At 62.0% G+C, this 18,577-nt stretch carries 16 protein-coding genes; 1 reads left to right on the top strand and 15 read right to left on the bottom strand.

The window, feature by feature from the left end; translation table 11 throughout:
* Window positions 1-4: 4 nt before the first annotated feature.
* Entirely contained in the window at window positions 5-2,164 is a 2,160-nt protein-coding gene (locus VMV64_RS12585) for an HDOD domain-containing protein (RefSeq protein ID WP_325330835.1), read from the bottom strand.
* 218 nt (window positions 2,165-2,382) lie between these two features.
* Here VMV64_RS12585 and VMV64_RS12580 point away from each other — a divergent pair, with 218 nt between their 5' ends.
* On the top strand, window positions 2,383-3,489 hold the full coding sequence (locus tag VMV64_RS12580; protein ID WP_325330833.1) for an HD-GYP domain-containing protein: 1,107 nt from the start codon (window positions 2,383-2,385) through the stop codon (window positions 3,487-3,489).
* Between the two features lie 36 nt (window positions 3,490-3,525).
* Here VMV64_RS12580 and VMV64_RS12575 read toward each other — a convergent pair whose 3' ends face one another.
* The 14 genes from VMV64_RS12575 to VMV64_RS12510 all read right to left on the bottom strand — a co-directional run bounded on the left by VMV64_RS12575 (window position 3,526) and on the right by VMV64_RS12510 (window position 18,547).
* The gene (locus VMV64_RS12575) at window positions 3,526-4,974 is read right to left on the bottom strand and encodes a nickel-dependent hydrogenase large subunit (RefSeq protein WP_325330831.1); all 1,449 of its coding nucleotides are present in this window, start codon (window positions 4,972-4,974) and stop codon (window positions 3,526-3,528) included.
* Complete coding sequence (locus VMV64_RS12570) at window positions 4,971-5,990, bottom strand: HupU protein (RefSeq protein WP_325330829.1); 1,020 nt, start codon at window positions 5,988-5,990, stop codon at window positions 4,971-4,973. The genes VMV64_RS12575 and VMV64_RS12570 overlap by 4 nt, the downstream gene beginning before the upstream one ends.
* Window positions 5,987-7,429, bottom strand: coding sequence for a sigma-54 dependent transcriptional regulator (locus tag VMV64_RS12565; protein WP_325330827.1), 1,443 nt, complete (start codon window positions 7,427-7,429; stop codon window positions 5,987-5,989). Before VMV64_RS12565 ends, VMV64_RS12570 begins: the two co-directional genes overlap by 4 nt.
* Before the next feature lie 3 nt (window positions 7,430-7,432).
* Window positions 7,433-9,109 carry a hydrogenase maturation protein gene (locus VMV64_RS12560; protein ID WP_325330825.1) on the bottom strand — a complete coding sequence of 559 codons (1,677 nt, stop codon included), beginning with the start codon at window positions 9,107-9,109 and terminating at the stop codon, window positions 7,433-7,435.
* Window positions 9,110-9,254: 145 nt separating this feature from the next.
* Window positions 9,255-10,304: a hydrogenase expression/formation protein HypE gene (gene hypE / locus VMV64_RS12555; protein WP_325330823.1), complete on the bottom strand. Its 1,050-nt coding sequence runs from the start codon at window positions 10,302-10,304 to the stop codon at window positions 9,255-9,257.
* A gap of 71 nt (window positions 10,305-10,375) precedes the next feature.
* Window positions 10,376-11,509 (bottom strand): hydrogenase formation protein HypD, encoded by a 1,134-nt coding sequence (gene hypD / locus VMV64_RS12550; protein WP_325330822.1) that lies wholly within the window; start codon window positions 11,507-11,509, stop codon window positions 10,376-10,378.
* Between the two features lie 174 nt (window positions 11,510-11,683).
* Window positions 11,684-11,908 carry a HypC/HybG/HupF family hydrogenase formation chaperone gene (locus VMV64_RS12545; protein ID WP_325330820.1) on the bottom strand — a complete coding sequence of 75 codons (225 nt, stop codon included), beginning with the start codon at window positions 11,906-11,908 and terminating at the stop codon, window positions 11,684-11,686.
* Between the two features lie 96 nt (window positions 11,909-12,004).
* Window positions 12,005-14,404, bottom strand: a complete 2,400-nt coding sequence (locus tag VMV64_RS12540) for a carbamoyltransferase HypF (protein ID WP_325330818.1) — start codon at window positions 14,402-14,404, stop codon at window positions 12,005-12,007.
* The gene (hypB, locus tag VMV64_RS12535) at window positions 14,385-15,392 is read right to left on the bottom strand and encodes a hydrogenase nickel incorporation protein HypB (protein ID WP_325330816.1); all 1,008 of its coding nucleotides are present in this window, start codon (window positions 15,390-15,392) and stop codon (window positions 14,385-14,387) included. The genes VMV64_RS12540 and hypB overlap by 20 nt, the downstream gene beginning before the upstream one ends.
* A 16-nt stretch (window positions 15,393-15,408) precedes the next feature.
* The gene (gene hypA / locus VMV64_RS12530; RefSeq protein ID WP_325330814.1) at window positions 15,409-15,750 is read right to left on the bottom strand and encodes a hydrogenase maturation nickel metallochaperone HypA; all 342 of its coding nucleotides are present in this window, start codon (window positions 15,748-15,750) and stop codon (window positions 15,409-15,411) included.
* Window positions 15,743-16,924, bottom strand: a complete 1,182-nt coding sequence (locus VMV64_RS12525; RefSeq protein WP_325330812.1) for a nickel-dependent hydrogenase large subunit — start codon at window positions 16,922-16,924, stop codon at window positions 15,743-15,745. The genes hypA and VMV64_RS12525 overlap by 8 nt, the downstream gene beginning before the upstream one ends.
* Complete coding sequence (gene hybE, locus VMV64_RS12520; protein WP_325330810.1) at window positions 16,908-17,474, bottom strand: [NiFe]-hydrogenase assembly chaperone HybE; 567 nt, start codon at window positions 17,472-17,474, stop codon at window positions 16,908-16,910. Before hybE ends, VMV64_RS12525 begins: the two co-directional genes overlap by 17 nt.
* Window positions 17,475-17,819: 345 nt before the next feature.
* A complete protein-coding gene (locus VMV64_RS12515; RefSeq protein ID WP_325330808.1) occupies window positions 17,820-18,047 on the bottom strand; it encodes a HypC/HybG/HupF family hydrogenase formation chaperone in 228 nt (75 codons plus the stop codon).
* Between the two features lie 8 nt (window positions 18,048-18,055).
* Window positions 18,056-18,547: a HyaD/HybD family hydrogenase maturation endopeptidase gene (locus VMV64_RS12510; RefSeq protein ID WP_325330806.1), complete on the bottom strand. Its 492-nt coding sequence runs from the start codon at window positions 18,545-18,547 to the stop codon at window positions 18,056-18,058.
* Window positions 18,548-18,577: the final 30 nt, after the last annotated feature.

Below are 18,577 nucleotides of genomic sequence, written 5' to 3'. Positions count from 1 at the left end.
CGAATCACCTATCCATCAACGCCACTGTTGCCGTTACGGGTAAAAGTATCTGAAAAGCGGTACCCGATATTTCATTGCTCTGGCAGAAAATCCTGCCTTTCAATTCGTCGACCAGGTTTTTTACAATCGAGAGACCCAGGCCGGCATGTCCTTTCCCCTTGGTACTGGAGACCGGCTTGAACAGATCCGCCATGATGTGTCCGGGGATGCCGGGACCGTTGTCCACGAGCGAAATCTCGATGTATTCGTTGCCGTCGCGGATGATTTTCCCACGCGTGGAAATGAGCAGCAGGCCCCCTTCCTGCATGGCCTCCACCGCATTCTTCATCAGGTTGATCAGCACCTGCTTCAGCTTGTCCCTGTCGGCCACGATGTTTGGCAGCGACGGGTCAAGCTGGGTTTGAACGGCTATTTGATGTTGCGCAAACAGGGATTCAAGAAATATTCTGTACAGATCCTGAATCACGCCATTGACGTTCAATTCCTCCAGCGGGTTGGCATAGGCTTCGGCCGCCTCAGCTAGCTGCCGGATGATCGTGGTGACGCGATCTATTTCCTCCTTGATGATCGCCAAGTCTCCTTGAGCCGGGTCTTCCTGCGGCAGCTTCACACCCAACAGCTTGATATAGTTTTTTATGATGCTGAGCGGATTGTTGGCTTCGTGCACAATCTGCCTGGCCCTGGCTCGCGAGGCGGACATCGCCTCGAATTCGATGCGCTGCACCTGCTCGCTGGCCACATGCCATGCAGCCAAGGTCTGAGCAGCCTGCTGAGCAAACATCAAAATCAGCTTGCGCTGTTTTTCCGCCTGCGGCAACTGAACCCTGGCAAGCCCGAACAGCATGGCGCCGACAACAGCATCCTGGGCAACCAGGGGCTGGCAGTAAAACCCTTCTGCCTGCATCAACCGGACAATCTGGCCGTCCAACACGGTCAAGATCCCATTTTCCCCGGAAGCAAATGAACTGCCGGCTGACTGGGCGAGTAGCACATCGGTGACGATGCTGTTTCCCTTCTTCGAAGGGATAGCCATTTCATTGACCAGCGCTTGCTGCCAGGCCAGGCTCTTCCCATGAAGAGTGCCTGACTCCCGGTCACGGAGGAAAAAAATGACATTTTTAAAGCCGAACAGGATATGCAGCGAGCGCTGAATTGCCAACAGGATGCCATCCAGAGAGGGCGGAGCGGCGGTAACGCCCAGCGCAATACCGTCAACCAGAGCAATGTCCCGCACCTCCAGGGCAAGCTGCATTCTTTTCTGGCGGAACTTGTCCCGATCCGGCTTTTCGGGCGTGACGCCATCTTCCGTAGCGCCTGTGCCGACGTCGATCTCGATCTCAAGAGACTGTGCAATCTCGGTGACCCGCTTCCTGGCCATGTCGATTATCCGCCGGGAGTCTTCCTGTGTGATTCCCAACAACGCAGCCCCGTCCGCCAGCCTCTCCTCGTCGCTGGGGTTGGCCAGGCTCAAGCTGTTGGCCGCATGCGCAATCCTGATCAACGGGTGTGCGTCGGCGACCCTTGCCGCCGGCTCATGGTGATAGAGTACCGCGTCCGCCATGAATGAATTCAGGTGCCAGCCGCCTACCAGCCATGATCCCACTTCGCAATGATTGCTTCCGATTTCTTCCGTTTCCCGTTGCATAAGCTGGAGATCATCAACGGCATCTGCAGAGAGCGTGGCATACTGTTTGGGAAAATTGCTCCACAGCACCAGCTGGCCCACGTCGAGCAGAAGTCCGGTGAGATACGCCTCCTCCGGATGGGGATAGGCGGCTTCCTGGGCGATAAGTTTGGCCAGGGTGGCGGAAGTCAGTGATCGACCCCAAAAGGACTTCAGGTCAAATTCCGGACTGCTGCCGATATTGCTGAAGACCTGATAAACCGAAGAGCTGATGGCAATGGTCCTGACCATATCAAGGCCAAGCATGATCAGCTTTTGTTCAAATGCCGTTATATTGTTTGGCCTGCCGAGCAGGGTGGAACTGCTCGCGCCAATGACCTTGGAACTGAGCGCGGTATCCTTGTTGATGATTTCCGCAATTGCCCTAAGCGACGTCTCGTTGCGATTGCACGCGTCCAGCACTTGCAACAGCACGTGAGGCAAGGAAGGGAGATTCGAAGTCTCCAGACTCTGGATCAATTGTGAGGCGACAAGTGCCATATGTATTATTTATAAACAAGACACTAAACAGTTTAGCTAAGTTTATACTATAGATCTTTAACTTGGTGTCATAATTTTGTTATATTTTTTAAAAAAGATGAAAGTATTCCAAAAAACCGACAGTTAGGCACAGAATATTGGCCATAAAGTGGTCAGGAGAAACGGTGTGACTTCGTATTGCCCCGTCGCCAGCGTTAAATTCTAAAAAGAGAGCCCGAATGGCACATCTTCAAGCCCTTACCCAACCGAAAATCTTCGACCGCCAGTTGCTGAATGACTACCTGGAAGACCTGGCCGACCTCGCCCCCAAGGTTGAGCAGGATGTAGCCCGGCTCAGGCAATCGCCTGACGACAAGCGAATCGTCGACAATCTTTTCCGCATTCTGCACAACATCAAGGGCGACGCCGCCTTGTGCAAGGTGGAAATGGGCGTCATCATCAGTCATCCACTCGAAACCCTGATGGGGCACCTGCGCACTGGAAAACTGCACTTCACCGAGTTGCTCGGCGAAATCATCCTGCTGACGATAGATCGCCTGGAATTGGCTGTGGAAGCGTTGGCAGCTGGGAAAGCCATCACCCAATTGCAGCTCGTCAAACTGGTGCAAGGACTGGAAAAGTTAAGCCAGACTCCGCAGAACCAACTCGACACCGCCATCAGCGGCGTCATCGAATCAGTCACCGGGTTTCGTCCCACCATGGCGACGCTGCGCGGCATGCCGCAAAAGTCGGCAATCTCGCGCAGCCAGGAAAGCATCGCCACGGATCTGCGCTTCTTCCGTTCGCTTGCGCAGCAATTCGAAAACCGCTCAACCCACTTTCAGGGACGCAGCGCCCGGATTCTTCGCCTTGCCCTGGATACCAACAAGGCAGCAGGCAAACCGGTCAACCCGGTACAACTGGAAGCCGCGGCCTACATGCACGACGTCGGGATGATGTTCCTGCCCGAAGGGATGTGGCTGAACAAACTGGGACGGCTCAATGAGGATGACAAGAAAGCCCTGCGCGAGCACCCCGCTTACGGAGCCGGCCTGCTGGAACGGATGGAAGACTGGGAACCCGCCGCCGAGATGGTGGCACAGCACCATGAAATGCCTGATGGCGCGGGTTACCCGGAGGGCCTGAAATCAGATGCCATCTGCCCGGGAGCAAAAATCCTGGCGATCGTCGACGCTTTTGAAGCCGTGATGCTGAAGCATACTCATCGCGGCCACGGACGTTCGATGCTGCGCGCCATCGCGGAAGTGAATGCCTGCGACAACCAGTTCGCAGCGGAGTGGATCGGACCGTTCAATTCGGTCATCCGCCGCCTGATCGAGAGCTGATCTTTCCCCGATCCACAGGCTGCCAGGCGTTAGGTCTCAATGTACCGTGCACACCATGCACGGATCGAACGAGCGCACCACGTGCTGCACGGCCACCGGCGTATCCTCGCCGGGCAATACCGGCACGCCGACCAGCGCCTGTTCCAGCGCACCGGGCGTATCCGCCCCGTCGCGCGGAGAGAAATTCCAGGTGGTGGGAGCGATGATCTGGTAGTTGAAAATCCGCCCGCGGTACACGTGCAGCCAGTGTCCGAGACTGCCGCGCGCAGCCTCGACCAGGCCAAAGCTGCGGACGTCTTCCGGCATTTCACCGTGATGACAGAAAGGCTCGCCCGGCTTGAGAGCCTTCACCCAATTTTCCATCGCGGGTACCACCAGGGCAAACTCAAGCAGGCGCGCGACGACGCGGTTCTGCACGTTGCCGCCATGGTGCGCCGCCAAGTCTCGCATCAAGGGGTGCCCCTGCACCAACTGACGCGCCAGCGCCCCGGTTTCCACCACCTCGCCCGCCAGGCGCGGCGCCTTGCACCAGGAGTAGGCGCCCGCCTTTTCCTCCAGCGGCAGGGTGATGCCCTGCGCCGGCGGCAGCGCGGCGTCTGGACCGGACATCAGACTGTGGCTGACATCCTCGGCGATTTCCGCCGGATCGAGCGCACGCCATTCATCCTGCCACACGCCGGGACGGAATAAATGGGAGGATTCGAACGGATAGCTGCCATAGCTCATGAAGCGGTCCGCAGCGCGCCCCAGGCGGTGCAGCTGCAGATCCGCGGCGATTTCGAGGAACAGGCGGAAGTCGCTCGCCCCGGCAGGCCGGGCGTCCATCCAGGCCTGTAGCGCCGCCTCGGAATCGAGCGCGGCAATGGTCTCCAGCCGGTCGCCGAATAAAGTCTGCTCCAGCCAGCGGCGGAACTGGTGGATCACCGCCAGCATGCGCGCCTTTTCCGCCGCCTCCACCGCTTTGGCCGAACCGCCAGGCTGAACGCTCAGGGTATGCGGCCACTTGCCGGCCAGGTAGCCCATCAGGTGGAGGAAATCGGCACGCGCCGGCAGCGCCTGCTGGGCTGCCGAGCCGCGCAGAGCCTTGAACCGCGCCTGTACCGGGGAAAACCAGGAACGCTCGCGGTATGCCTCGCGGGCGAAATCCGGCATAAAAAACAGGTAGAAATGAGAAAAATGGTCGGCCAGGTTTTCGCAAGCGAGGGTGAGGTTCTGTGCCAACCTGCCGTTGGGCGGCATGTCCAGCCCCATCGCGGCGGCCAGGGCAGAGGCTGCCGCCGCCGACTGCGACACCGAACAGATGCCGCAGATGCGCGGTGCGATCACCAGCGCGTCGAATGGGTCGCGGCCCTGCATGATTTGCTCGAAACCGCGATACAGCGGCGCATTGACTTGGGCCGACGTCACTCGCCCATCGGCGATGTCGAGGGCAACTTCGAGGTCGCCCTCGACGCGGTTGAAAGGCCCGACGATCAGGCGACTCATTTCAGCCTCGTCTTTTTCACCGCCGGCGGCACCACCAGGTGGTCGGCATGGGCGTTTTCCCGCACCCTCTTCGGCGTGGCGGATTTCGATAAGGAAGCCAGCGCAACGAACCAGGCTTTGGGCATATCGGTCGGCAGGCCGATGGGGATGCCGGCGAACTTCGGCGTCTGTGCAAAGGGATGGCCGGGGTCCTCGAACCCCGGCTCGGTGCAGCTGATGCAGGCGTAGCCGCCGCGCGGGCAGGAACCTTCGCCGTTCCACAGGCGGATGTTGCAGTCGGCGTGGGCTTGGGTGCCCTTGCAGCCCATGTTTTCCATCAGGCAGCCGAGATCGGAGGACTTTTCCGCGCTCGCCTTGAATTCGTAATACTCGTTACGCGGGCAGCCGTGGTGCACCAGGTGGTCGGCATAGTGGCGCGGACGGTTAAAGGAATCGAGCTGATCCAGGGGCAGCTCGCCCAGCGCCAGCAGGGTCAGGGTCTCGGTCACCCAGTTGGGATGGGTCGGACAACCCGCCACGTTGATCACCGGCATCCCCGCGCCGGAGCGGTAATCGGCACCGAGCAGCCCGCCCACCAAGTCGCGCTCGTACTGCAGGCCGCAGGCACCAGTGGGGTTGCCCTGTGAAATATTGATGCCGCCGAAGGCGGCGCAACTGCCGATAGCGAGGGTGTAGCGTGCCACCGCTGCCAGCTGTTTCACCCAGTGCATCATCGGCTCGCCGCTGCCGGACAAGAGATGGAACTTGCCCGACCCATTCGGCCCGCGCAGCATCGCCCCCTCGACGCACAGCACGTCGAGACGGGTTTCCCCGGACAGGCAGCGCTTAAAAATCGCCAGCACCTCCGCGCCTGTTTCCTCGCTCAGGGAAGGGTGCCACAGGAAGCGCGCCCCCGCAGTTTCCAGCGCGCCATGCAGGTCGGGCGCCTCGGCATTCAGGAGTGAAATGCTGCAGCCGCCGCAGCCGGCGGATTGCAGCCAAAGCACGTTGAGCTTGGCGTCGGTTGTCCCGTTCATTTTTTCTCCAGTCCGAAACGTTGCAGCTTGGCGCGCAACCCTACCCGCGACAAGCCCAGCTCCTGCGCGGCACGCGACTTGTTCCAACGGTGGCGGATCAAGGTTTCCTTGAGCACACTTTTTTCCAGCACTTCGATCCGCTCCTTGAGCGGCCCCACGCCAGTCCCGGCGAGAGGCGTGTCGCTTTCCTGCTCCTGCCCCGCCGCGCGCAGCACCCGCGGCGTCAGCAGCTCGGCGCCGAGATACTCTCCGTCAACCAGTGCCAGCATGCGGATAATCTCGTTCTGCAACTCGCGCACATTGCCCGGCCAGTGGTAGGCGCACAGGCAGTCGATGGCCTCGGCGGTGAAACCCTTGACCGGCTTGTCGAGTGCGCGCGTCGCCTCGCCCAGCAGGTGGTCGGCGAGCGGGCGAATGTCCTGGACACGTTCGCGCAGCGGCGGCACATGCAGGGCGAAGGTGGTAAGGCGGTAGTACAGATCCTCGCGGAAACGCCCGTTGCGCACATCCTCTTCCAGGTTCCGGTTGGTGGCCGAGATTACCCGCACGTCCACCTTGCGCGAGCGCGAACTACCCAGCGGACGGATTTCCCCTTCCTGCAAAACCCTCAATAATTTGACCTGGAACGCGGGTGTAGTATCGCCGATTTCATCGAGGAAAATGGTACCGCCGTCGGCCTGTTCGAACAAGCCGACGCGGTTCTCGAACGCGCCGGTGAAAGCGCCGCGCTTGTGGCCGAACAGTTCGGATTCGAGCAGGCTGTCGGACAGCGCACCGCAGTTCTCGATCACGAAGACGCGGTCGGCGCGGCTGCTGCCATAGTGGATGGCACGCGCCAGCAGTTCCTTGCCGGTGCCCGATTCGCCGGTGATCAGGATGGAAATATCGTAGGGGGCGATGCGCTGCGCCATCTGGCACACCCGGTTGACCGGGCTTTCGCGGCTGCGCACCAGGCGTAAAAAATCATTCCGGCTCTTGAGCGCTTCGCGCTTGGCTTCGACCCGACGCCGCAGCACCGGCTCGGTGGTGCGCAACTCGAGCGAAGCTTGCTGGTTTTCCTGCTGCAGGCGGTAGAGCTGCGCAGCGGCGCGCACCGAAAGCAGCAGGGATTCCGGATGCCAGGGCTTGGTGATGTACTGGTAGATGCCAGCGGCGTTGATGCCGGCGATGATGTCCTCGGTTTCGGTGTAGCCGGACAGGATGATGCGCACGGTGTCCGGCCAGCGCTCTCGCACCTGCTTGAGGAAATCCACACCGCTCGTTCCCGGCATGCGCTGGTCGCATAGGATTACGTGCATCCACTCGTGCTCCAGCAGCGCCAGCGCATCTTCCGCACCGGACGCCGTGAACACGTAGAACTCTTCTTCCAGGGTGCGGCGCAGCGATTCCTGTGAACGCACCTCGTCGTCAACCACCAGGACTGTCGGCAAATTCGGCACGGCCTATTTCCCCCCGATTCTGCGATGCAGCGCCAGATGGCGCGGTGTACGCGAATGTAGCACTTTGTGGACGAAATTGTAGCGCGCGACATGGTAGCTGGGGTCGAAGCCATAGAAATTGCGCTTCATCTGCGCCAATTCCTCGGCGCGGTAGGCAGCCAGCGGCTTTTCCGCCTCGTCACGGCGGCGCTCTGCACGCTTTTCGGCGAGCAGGGCTGGCGCATCTGCGGCGAGGCTTTCCGCCAACGCCTCCACGCCACACCGGAATCCTGCCGCGTCGCTGCCGAAACAGTCGTCGATCAGGCCGAGCTCCTTCGCTTGCCTCGCCCTCACGGGCAGGCGGTTCCCGGTGATTTCGCCGGCCCGTTCCGCGCCCACCCGGCGCGGCAGCAGGTAAGTCCAGTATTCTGAGCCGTACAGGTTGCCCATCGCCTTGTAGTGCGGGTTGAGCACTACGCCTTCGCGCGCCACCACCCTGTCCGCCGCCAGCGCAAGGAACACCCCGCCCGCCCCGGCGTTGCCCTGCAAAGCGGAAATAATAAAATGGCTGTCGGTAGCAAGGATGGCGCGCGCCAGGTCGTTCATGGCGTTGATGTTGCACCAGGATTCGTCGGCGGGGCTGTCGGCCGCCTCGATCAGGTTGAGATGGAGACCGTTCGACCAGAAATCCGCCCCGCCCGCCAGCACGATCACTTTCGTGTCGCGCCGGATCGCCTCCTGGTAAGCCTGAAGCAGACGCCCGCACTGCGCCGTGCTCATCGCGCCATTGTAGAACTCGAAATGCAGGGTGCCGACGCCGTTTTTTTCCTCGTAGCGGATGTCGCGCCAAGCGCCCTCGGTTTCCGCCACGCCGGCCAGCTTTTCGCCCAGCACCATTGCCGCCGGCAGCTTGAAGGCCGGCTCGCTTTCCTGTTTCTTTTTCAGGTGGCCGATCCACACCGCGCCGTCCACCGTGGCGCGGCAGATCATGCCGTTGTAGTGGGCGATAATCTCCCCCGGAGCGCCGCGCAGCCCGGTTTCGGGATGCGCGTCGTACAGGTAGCAGGCTTCGCCCAGCACTTCGTCGAGCACACCGGGAAAGCCATCGGCAGATCTGATTTTGCGCAGCACCGTCGAGGCATCGTCATCGCGCCAGTCGATGGCGCGGTCTTCCTGGCGCATTGCGGGCCGCCACTGCCCACGCACGTCAGGCCGCGCAGAATCGAGCGGTTCGGGCACGAAGCCGCCCGCCTCAAACTTTTCCACCGCCTCCAGCACCGCCGCCGCCGCCGCCGCCGTCACCTCGTTGCGGTACAGGCTGCCCTTGCTCGCCGCGCGCATCGGAAAATTCGCGCTTGCCCAGATACCGCCGGCATCCATCTCGGCGGCGGCCTGCAGCACCGTCACACCCCATTCCTGCTCACCGTTCAGGATCGCCCAATCCAGCGCCGACGGCCCGCGGTCGCCCCGGATGCCGGGGTGGACGATCAGGCAGACCTGCTTGCGCCAGATTTCCTCGGGAATGGCGCGCTTGAGGAAGGGCGCGATAATCAGGTCGGGGCGGTACATCGCCACCGCCTCCAGCGTCACGGCGTCGCTGATGTCGAACTCGATCGACACCTCGTGGCCGCGCCCCATCAATTCGAGGTAGAGCCGCTGCGACAGGCTGTTGAAGGAATGGGTCAGGAACAGAATGCGCATATTTTCAAACGGGATAAACCGAAATTAATAAAAACTTTACCGCAGAGGCGCGGAGGCGCAGAGGTTCCGCAAAGAAAATTCATATTCCACACTGCTTTGGAATCGCTTTTCTCTGCGCCTTTGCGCCTCTGCGGTGAAAGACTTTTTAACATATCCGTGGCAACTGCTCCCCCGTCAGCCAGTCCACGATGCGCCGCCCGCCGAAAGCGGTTTCCATCTGGACGAAATGATGATCGTCTTCGATCACCTCGCCGATCAGCGCCGCTTCCCTTCCCAACGGATGGGCGCGCATCGCCGCCAGCAGCGCGTCCGCGTCATCGCGCGGGCAGATGGCGACCAGCTTGCCCTCGTTGGCGGAATACAGCGGATCGAGGCCGAGGAACTCGCACGCCGCACGGACTTCGCCCCGGATGGGCAAATCGGTTTCGCGCAGCATCATGCCGACGCCCGACTGGCGGGCAATTTCGTTGAGCGTAGTAGCCAGCCCGCCGCGCGTCGGGTCGCGCAGCACGTGGATGTCCGCCACCGCGCCGACCATCTCCGCGACCAGGCCGTGCAGCGCGGCGGTATCTGACTGGATGGCGGTGCCGAAGCTGAGGTTCTCGCGCAAGCTGAGAATCGCCACGCCGTGGTCGCCGACGGGGCCGTTGACGATGATCGCGTCGCCCGGCCGGGCGCGCTCGCCGGAGATATTCACCCCCGCCGGCACCACGCCGATGCCGGTGGTGTTGATGAACACGCCGTCGCCCTTGCCGCGCTCGACCACCTTGGTGTCGCCGGTGACGATCGGTACACCGGCTTCCCTGGCGGCGCGCGCCATCGACTCGACGATGCGCACCAGGTCGGCGAGCGGAAAGCCCTCTTCCAGGATGAAGCCCGCCGAGAGATAGAGCGGCACCGCGCCGGCCATGGCGACATCGTTGAGGGTTCCATGAACAGACAGGCAGCCGATGTCGCCGCCGGGAAAGAACAGCGGCGACACGACATGCGAATCGGTCGCCATTACCATGCGCCCGCCGGGTACATGAAAGCTCGCCTGATCGTTCTGCTGGTTCAGGAATTCATTGTCGAAGGCGGCGAGGAACAGCTCCTCGACCAGTTGCGCCATCGCTCGCCCGCCGCTGCCGTGGGTCATGTCGACGCGGCCGTTTTTCAGGTCGAGGGGTCGGATGTAACCAGTTCTGACTTTAGTCATGGTTGCTCTCAATTTTTTTACCGCAGAGGCGCGGAGAAAACCCGGATTGGGAATTCTCTGCGCCTCTGCGGTTAACGATTATTTGCATCCCGATAGCGTCCATAAGTGTAATAAGCCGCGCAGGCCCCTTCCGACGACACCATGCACGAGCCAACCGGGTTCTCCGGCGTGCATACCGTGCCGAACAACTTGCAGTCGAGCGGTTTCTTCACACCGCGGATGATCGCGCCGCATTCGCACGCCTTGTTGTCAGGCACGGATTGATAGGGCAGATCGAAGCGCCGCTCGGCGTCGAAGGCAGCGTATTTCGCCTTGATCCTGAGACCGCTGTAAGGCACCAGCCCGAGACCGCGCCATTCGAAGGAACGGCGCAGCTCGAACACTTCCGCCACCATGTCCAGCGCCTTGAGGTTGCCTTCCCGCGTCACGGCACGGGAAAACTCGTTTTCCACCTCGGCGCGGCCCTCGTTCAACTGCCGCACCAGCATCAGGATCGCCTGCATCACGTCCAGGGGCTCGAAGCCTGCGATCACCACCGGACGCTGGTATTCGTAAGCAAAATATTCATAGGGCCGGCTGCCGATCACGGTTGAAACGTGCGCCGGACCAATAAAGCCGTCGAGCGGCAGCAGCCCCATTTTGCGCACCTCCGGCGATTCGAGGATGTTGGCGATGGCGGATGGGGTCAACACATGGTTGGAGAACACCGAAAAATTGGCGAGGCCCAGCTTTTCCGCCTGCAAAATCGCCACCGCCGTCGGCGGCGTGGTGGTCTCGAAGCCGATGGCGAAGAACACCACCTGGCTTTCGGGGTTTTCCTGGGCGATCCGCAGCGCGTCGGCGCTGGAATAGATCATGCGCACGTCAGCCCCGCCCGCCTTGGCCTTCAGCAGGCTGACCCGGTCCGAGCCGGGCACGCGCAGCATGTCGCCGTAGGAACATAGAATCACGCCGGGCGTGCGCGCCAGCCGAATGGCGCTGTCCACCCGCCCGATCGGCAGCACGCACACCGGGCAGCCGGGGCCATGGATCATGCGCACGTTGTCCGGCAGCAGATCCTGGATGCCGTAGCGGAAAATGGCATGGGTATGCCCGCCGCAAAATTCCATCAGGCTGTAGCTGCGTCCGGGATTCACCTCGCGCCGCACGTCGGCGGCGAGTTTCCGGGCCAGCGCGCCATCACGGAATTCGTCGATATATTTCATCCCAAATATTCCATTAGCCCGTCATTCCCGCGCAGGCGGGAATCCAGCAAGGACAAACATCCCGCGAAGCGGACAAAACCGCGATGTTGTCCCGCTTCGCGGGAAATTTTCTAATCAACTGGATTCCCGCCTGCGCGGGAATGACGCAGTTTTGTACTAACGGGCAATTCGGGCTCATGTCAGGCTTTCACCCAACTCGGCAAACAATTGCAGGGTCTTTTCCGCCTCTTCCGGGTCGAGCCGGTTGAGCGCGTAGCCGACGTGGACGATGACGTAATCGCCCACCCCCACGCCGTCCACCAGCGCCAGCGAGATTTCCTTGCGCACGCCGCCCAGTTCGACCACGGCGCCGTCGTTATCGAGAAGTTCGGCCACGCGGGCCGGAATCGCCAGACACATTCATTTCTCCAAAAAAGCAATTTCACCGCAAAGGACGCAAAGGTACGCGAAGAGTTACTTGCATTTGCCTTCCTTCGCGTCCTTTGCGGTAAGTAATCACAAACTATTTATCGCGATCCACGCCTGCCCTAGGCTCAGCCCGCCATCGTTGGGCGGTGCCTGGCGCGCCTGGTACACCTTCGCACCCAGCGCTTCGAGGCGGGCGACAAGATCCGCGCTCAGCAGCCGGTTGAGGAAACAACCGCCGCCGAATGCAACCTGGTTCAATCCGGTTGTTTCCAGCGCATCCTCCACCCAGGCCGCCAGCGCTTTGGCCAAGGTAGCATGGAACAGCGCCGCGCCCTGGCCAGCATCGCGGATTTCGCTTAGCGCGGCGAGCAGCGGCAAAAGATTCAGACTGCCGTCCGCCTCGATCCTGAAACCGTTATCCAGCGCCACGACCGGGCCGTGGCGCTCGGCCAGCCCTTCCAGCAGCATCGCCGCCTGGCCTTCGAAGGCAGCCACTTCGCGCACGCCGAGCAATCCGGCGGCGGCGTCGAACAGGCGGCCGCAACTGGAAGTGGCCGGGCTGTTGAGGTTCTTCTCCAGCATCTGCCGTACTGCCGTAGCGCCGGAATGCGCAAAGCGGCGCTCGATTTCCCCGCCCCGGCCCAAGGCGTGCAGGGCGCTCGCCGCCATGCGCCAGGGTTCGCGCGCCGTGCTGTCGCCGCCGGGCAGCGCCAGTCCGGCGAGGTGACCGAGGCGCTCGAACGACGCCCCGTCCACCCGCAGCAGCTCGCCGCCCCAGGCCTTACCGTCACGGCCCAGCCCAACCCCGTCCAGCGCCAGCCCCAGCACCGGGCCTGCCAGCCCATGCTCCGCCATCACTGCGGCGATATGGGCATGGTGGTGCTGCACGTCAAGCACCGGGATGCCGCGCTGGCGCGCGAAATCGGCGGCGAAACGGCTGCTGAAGAAATCCGGGTGGAAGTCGTGGGCGACGATTTCCGGCTCGATTTCGAGCACGTTCATCAGGTGCTGCGCTGTTTCCTCCAGGCTGCGGCAGGTGGAAGCGTTATCCAGATCGCCGATGTGCTGGGAAAGGAAGGCCTCGTCGCCGCGCGTCAGGCAGACGGTGTTCTTGAACCAGCCGCCCACGGCCAGCACGGAACGCCCCGCTTTTGCCAGCTTGATGGCGCACGGGGTGTAGCCGCGGGCGCGGCGGATGAAAGACGGGGATGTGTGATGAGTAATGAGTGATGGGCCGCTCGTAATCGGTTTTCCGCATTGCCCATTTCCCATTCCCCATTCCTGATTTACCCGCATCACGCTGTCGTCGCAGCGCACCAGGATATCGCGGTCATGCATCAGAAATACATCGGCGATACTCGCGAGCCGCTGCAGCGCCTCGTCGTTGCCGGTTACCAGCGGTTCGCCACCGGGGTTGGCCGAGGTGCATACCAGCGCCAATTCCTGCGGCGTTTCAAGCCATGCCGTACCGTCTGGCCGGCCGGCAGCCTCGTGGAACAGCAGGTAATGCAGCGGCGCATAGGGCAGCAACACGCCCAGCTCGCCCATACCGGGCGCCACGCCGGGCAGGGCCATATCGCATTCCGCCCGCTTTTGCAGCAGGACGATGGGCCGCTCGCGGGCTTCCAGCAGTCGCCGCTCGGCATCGCTGCACACAGCAAATTGAGCAACGGAGGCCACCCCCGCCAACATCACCGCAAACGGCTTCTCCTCGCGCTGCTTGCGCCGGCGCAGCCGAGCGACCGCCTCTCTATTGCGTGCATCGCACATCAGGTGGAAGCCGCCCAGCCCCTTGATCGCCAGAATTTGTCCGGCGTGCAGGCGTTCCAGCGTGGCAGCGATAAGGTCATCCGCCGCCATAGCCTGCCCGCCGGCCTCGACCAGAGCAAGGCGCGGCCCGCATGCCGGGCAGGCATTGGGCTGGGCGTGGAAGCGGCGGTCGAGCGGGGCATCGTATTCGCGCCGGCAGTCCGGGCACAGGGCGAACTTCGCCATGCTAGTGTTAGGCCGGTCGTAGGGCAGGCGGCGGGTGATGGTGTAGCGCGGGCCGCAGTGGATGCAGTTGGTGAAGGGGTAGCGGTAGCGCCGGTTGGCCGGGTCGAAGATTTCGGCCAGGCAAACCGGGCAGATGGCGGCATCGGGCGCGATGCCGGTATGCGCATGGCCGGCGCGGCTTTCCAGAATGGCGAAACCGTGGTGCGGCCGAACCTTGGCCAGCATCGTGCTCACTTCATCCACCCGCGCCAGATCGGGCGCCTCGCTCTTGAGTCCTCGCAGCAGCGCAGCAAGTGCCGCCTCCCCGCCCTGCGCCTCAATTTCAACGCCGTCGGCGTCGTTGCGCACCCAGCCGCTCAAGCCCAGTTCGATGGCCAGGCGATAGACGAAGGGGCGGAATCCCACCCCCTGCACAATGCCTCGTACCCGTATGCGGGCCGCAGCCTGGCCATCGACAGGAACCTGCATGATTTCAGCCGGCCTTTGCGGCAAGCAGCGCCTCCAGCTCGGAAACCTTGCGTTTCAGCGTATCCACTTCGCGCTCTTTCTGCTCGGCAGCCCGTTTCATGCCTGCCTCGATCCATTCCTGCCATTCCCCCATGCCCTCGTCGCTAACCGCGGAGGTGAGGATAACGCGGATATAGGGATTAACCCGGCGTGCGTATTCAATGGCGAGCGGCACGTTGAAATTCAGGTAGGGCAACAGGTCCACCTTGTTGAGCAGCATCACCTCGGCGGCGGCGAACATGTCGGGGTATTTGAGCGGCTTGTCCTCGCCTTCGGTCACCGACAGGATCGCCACCTTGTGCGCCTCGCCCAAGTCGAAAGCCGCCGGACAAACCAGGTTGCCGACGTTTTCGATCAGCAGCAGGCCGCCGTCCGGCAAGCCGAGTTTTTCCAGCGCGTGGCCCACCATGTGGGCGTCGAGATGGCAGCCCTTGCCGGTGTTGACCTGCACCGCCGCCACGCCAGTGGCGCGAATGCGGTCGGCGTCGAGGCTGGTCTGCTGGTCGCCCTCGATCACTGCGATGCGGTGTTTGTCTTTAAGCCGTTCGATGGTGCGGGTGAGCAGCGCAGTCTTGCCGGAACCCGGACTGGAAACCAGATTGAGTGCGAAGATGCCGCACTCGGTGAAACGGCGGCGATTGGCGGCGGCATACTGGTTGTTCTTGGCGAGGATATCCTGCTCGATCTGCACCATGCGGCCCTGGCTCATCCCCGGTGCATGAGCACCCGCGATTCCGGTGCCGAAATGCAGGTCGCCGTGGCCGTGCTCATGCGTCGCTCCGTTCTGGTGCGGATGATCGTGGCCATGCTCGTGCTCATGGGCCTGCTCATGGCCCTGTAGATGCGTGTGCTCGTGCGGGTGGCTGTGCACTGCGCCGCCATGCTCGTGCTCATGGGCATGAACGTGGGTATGAGCGTGTTCCTCGCCCTCGATTTTGGTTTCACCCTGGCCGCAGCCGCAAACTGTGCACATGCCTGTTCTCCTTTATTTATTCGACTTCGAGTTCCTTTACCCGCATTTCCATGCCGCCGGTCGGCTCAACCTGGTAACCGCCGCACAACGGACAAGGATCATAGCGTAGCTGGATGGCGACGGTTTTACCACAGTTCAGGCACCAGCCCTGGCCCTCGGTTGCAACGATTTCCAGCCGGGCACCGTCCAGCAGCGTGTTTTTGACGACCGCGTCAAAACAGAAACGCATCGCCTCCACCTCTACGCCGGCCAATGCCCCGATCTCCAGCCACACTGTTTTAACCCGTGTGAAGCCGTTGCTTTTAGCGCTGTCTTCGATCACCTGCAAAACGCCCTCGGCGAGCGACATTTCATGCATTGACAACCTCGATCTGATAAGCGACGCAGGGGTCCAGCGCCTGCACCATCAACTCGGCGCAGTGGCGCGCTTCATCCGCGCTGGCGGCTGCCCTGCCCGTCAATCCGTAGACGCAGGCCCCGGCAGGATGAAAATTCCATTCGGTCGGGGCGACGATGCGGTAATCCCGGACATTGCCGCTATCGTCCACTTCTACCCGGTGAACCAGCAGCCCGCGCGCGGTTTGCACCCAGGCCAGGCCGGTTCCATGACGCAACGCGGCGCCCTGCACCCATCCCGACGGCTCGCCGGCAGGAGCACGCAGCGTCTTGGTCAATTCCACCAGTTCGACCAGGCGCGCAAGCAAACGTGCCAGCACGGTTGCCCCGTCCCGCTGAAGCAACCCGGCCAGCAGTGGATGGTTCCGCATCCGCGCCAGCGAGCCGGTTTCCATTACCCGCCCGAGCCAATGGGGGCGAAAGGCAAAATCCGGATCGTTTTCCAGCCCCGGCAGCAGTTCGTTCAGCACGCGTCCGCGGCTCGTTTCCGGCATCAGGGCAATCCCGCTGCCCCCCCACAAGCCCTTGCCGTTCCACAATTTCAGCAGCAGCCGGGCGGTTGGCGTATGGGAAGCGTGCAGCCAGCGCGCCGTCTGGCCCACTGTGGTCGCCTCAACCCATTCCGCTGCAGGCAGGCCCAGAATATCCGCACTGATCACCGCCTCGACGTCGCGGGAAAATCCCTCCCATGCCGCTGCGTCCGGCTCGGCCAATTCCGCCCCCGGCGTCTTCCATTCCTCCCCGCCGAGCACTGGCGCAACCACCCTGGCGAAGCGCCGGCGCAACTCGGTCAGCAGTTCGGGTTGGCGCGGCTCTCCCATGATCCCCGGCAAATCGAGCAGAAAGCGCCACAGCAATTCCTGAATCGCCTCGCCCAGCACCATCAGCTCGCGCCATTTTGCGGCGGTCGCAGCGGGGGCCGCGCCCTGCGCGGCCTCCAGCGCGGTCACCGCGGCCGCGGCCTGAGCCTTGGCACACAGGCTGAACAGCAGCGGCACCGTACGCGCCGCCTGCACTGCCGACTTGCCCCGCAGCAGGTCGGCGGCCTGCAGGGGATGGCGCGGTTCCAGGCCCACCCGGACGATGCGCTGCCCGTCCCAGTGCAGGCGGAGGGTGATCTTACCCTCGGGGCTCACGTTGTCTCCCAGGCAAAAAACTTCCACGCAGAAAATCCCGCTTCGTCATCGGCGCGGCGACCGCTACGCGCATTTCCGCCAACGGGCCAGCGGGCTGAGTTTGAACTGGCACTGGTGGCTCCGGTTCGGCACTGACGATCTCGGTGAACAGCCCATTCAGAACCGCCTGTGCGGCGGCGCGGGCTTCCTCCTGATTGGCGAATTCCCGCATCGGCGAAAACAGCGAGCACACCTGACAGGACCCGACCTCCGCTTCGAAGCCGGCATAAAATTTCAGGGCGCCGCCTGGAAATAGCCAGGACTGGCTCTCCCCTTCGGCCAACACCGGGCAAAGGGCCGTTCCGGACAGTAGCATCAGGTTCATGAACCACGGCGTGATCAGGATGCCCACCCAAAGGCCGCGAAACGGCACGAAACCGACCGCTTCGACCTCCAGGTCAGGATTGAGAATGGGGAGTCCGAGCATGTGCTCGCGGTGGATTTTTCGGTAAATTTCTTCGAGCAAGGGGCCGGGATGGACGGCCTCCACCGATTCTGAACTTCTCATCATGCGGCACCTGTTTTCAGCGATTGCAGCGTCATCATTCATCCCGTCGAATTTGGTTCTTGAGTTCATACTGCTATCAAGATCTATGCCATTTTTCCCGGAAATAAAACAGACGTCAGATCATGGCCTTATCAGAGGCCACGAATATTCTCAGACGCTTTATCGGTAATCAGTATTTCACTTGCAGCAGAAAAAGGAAAGCATGTTTCCAGGGTTTAGCAAGAAATGAAAACCTTGTTACCGGTATGGCTATAAACCTAGTTCAGTCGAACTTAACTCCGCGCTCATTCTGGTTCTATATGCGAAAAAAAGCCGGCCTTACAGCCGGCTGTTAACGGAGGTCAAACTCTATGCAGTCGCAGCCGGCCCGATCACAGCGCTGAAAATATGCAGCGCTTCTTGGGCGGCAGCATGCTCGACGCGCTCGTAGGCGAAGCCGCCGGCCTGCACCAGCACATAGTCGCCCAGCGCAACGTCGCTGCTCATCAGCATCAGGCTGACCTCACGCTGCTCGCCGAAGCACTCGACGGTGGCCATTTCGCCAGCGAGGGCAATGATGCGGGAGGGAATAGCCATGCACATTGCTATGCCGCCTGTGCCGCAATGCACTTAACAGCCACGCCCAGTTGGCGCAACTCCGCGACCACCAGAGATACCACTTCGGGCAGCAACGCTTCCACTTGCGGCGACAGCGCCATGGCGGTTTCCAGCGATACCGGCTCGACGCCGATCACGGTGACGCCGCCGGGCTGTTCGCCGATCAGCTCCAGTGTCGCCAGCACGTCCGAAAGCCCGATCTGGTGCGGCGACAGCTTGGTCCTGAAGAACACCGGCACCTGCTCGCCGGCAAGCCTGACGATGGAAGCCGGCGCATGGCCGCCGAGAACCGCGTCGACAATGATGATGTGGTCGGCGCAAGCCAGATCTTCGAGCATCTCCATGCCCGTGGTGCCCCCGTCGATGACCTCGACCTCGGCAGAAAGGACGAAATCCCGCTGCAATTTCTCCACTGCCCGCACCCCGACACCTTCATCGGAGAGCAGGATGTTGCCGACACCGAGAACCACTATGCGCATGAAAAATCCTTCATCCTATAGACCTCAGTT

This window comes from Sulfuricella sp. (genome assembly GCF_035531155.1).
Taxonomy (GTDB): Bacteria; Pseudomonadota; Gammaproteobacteria; order Burkholderiales; family Sulfuricellaceae; genus Sulfuricella.
The sequence above is the reverse complement of the archived record's forward strand: the minus strand, read 5'-3'. Positions and strand labels throughout refer to the sequence as shown.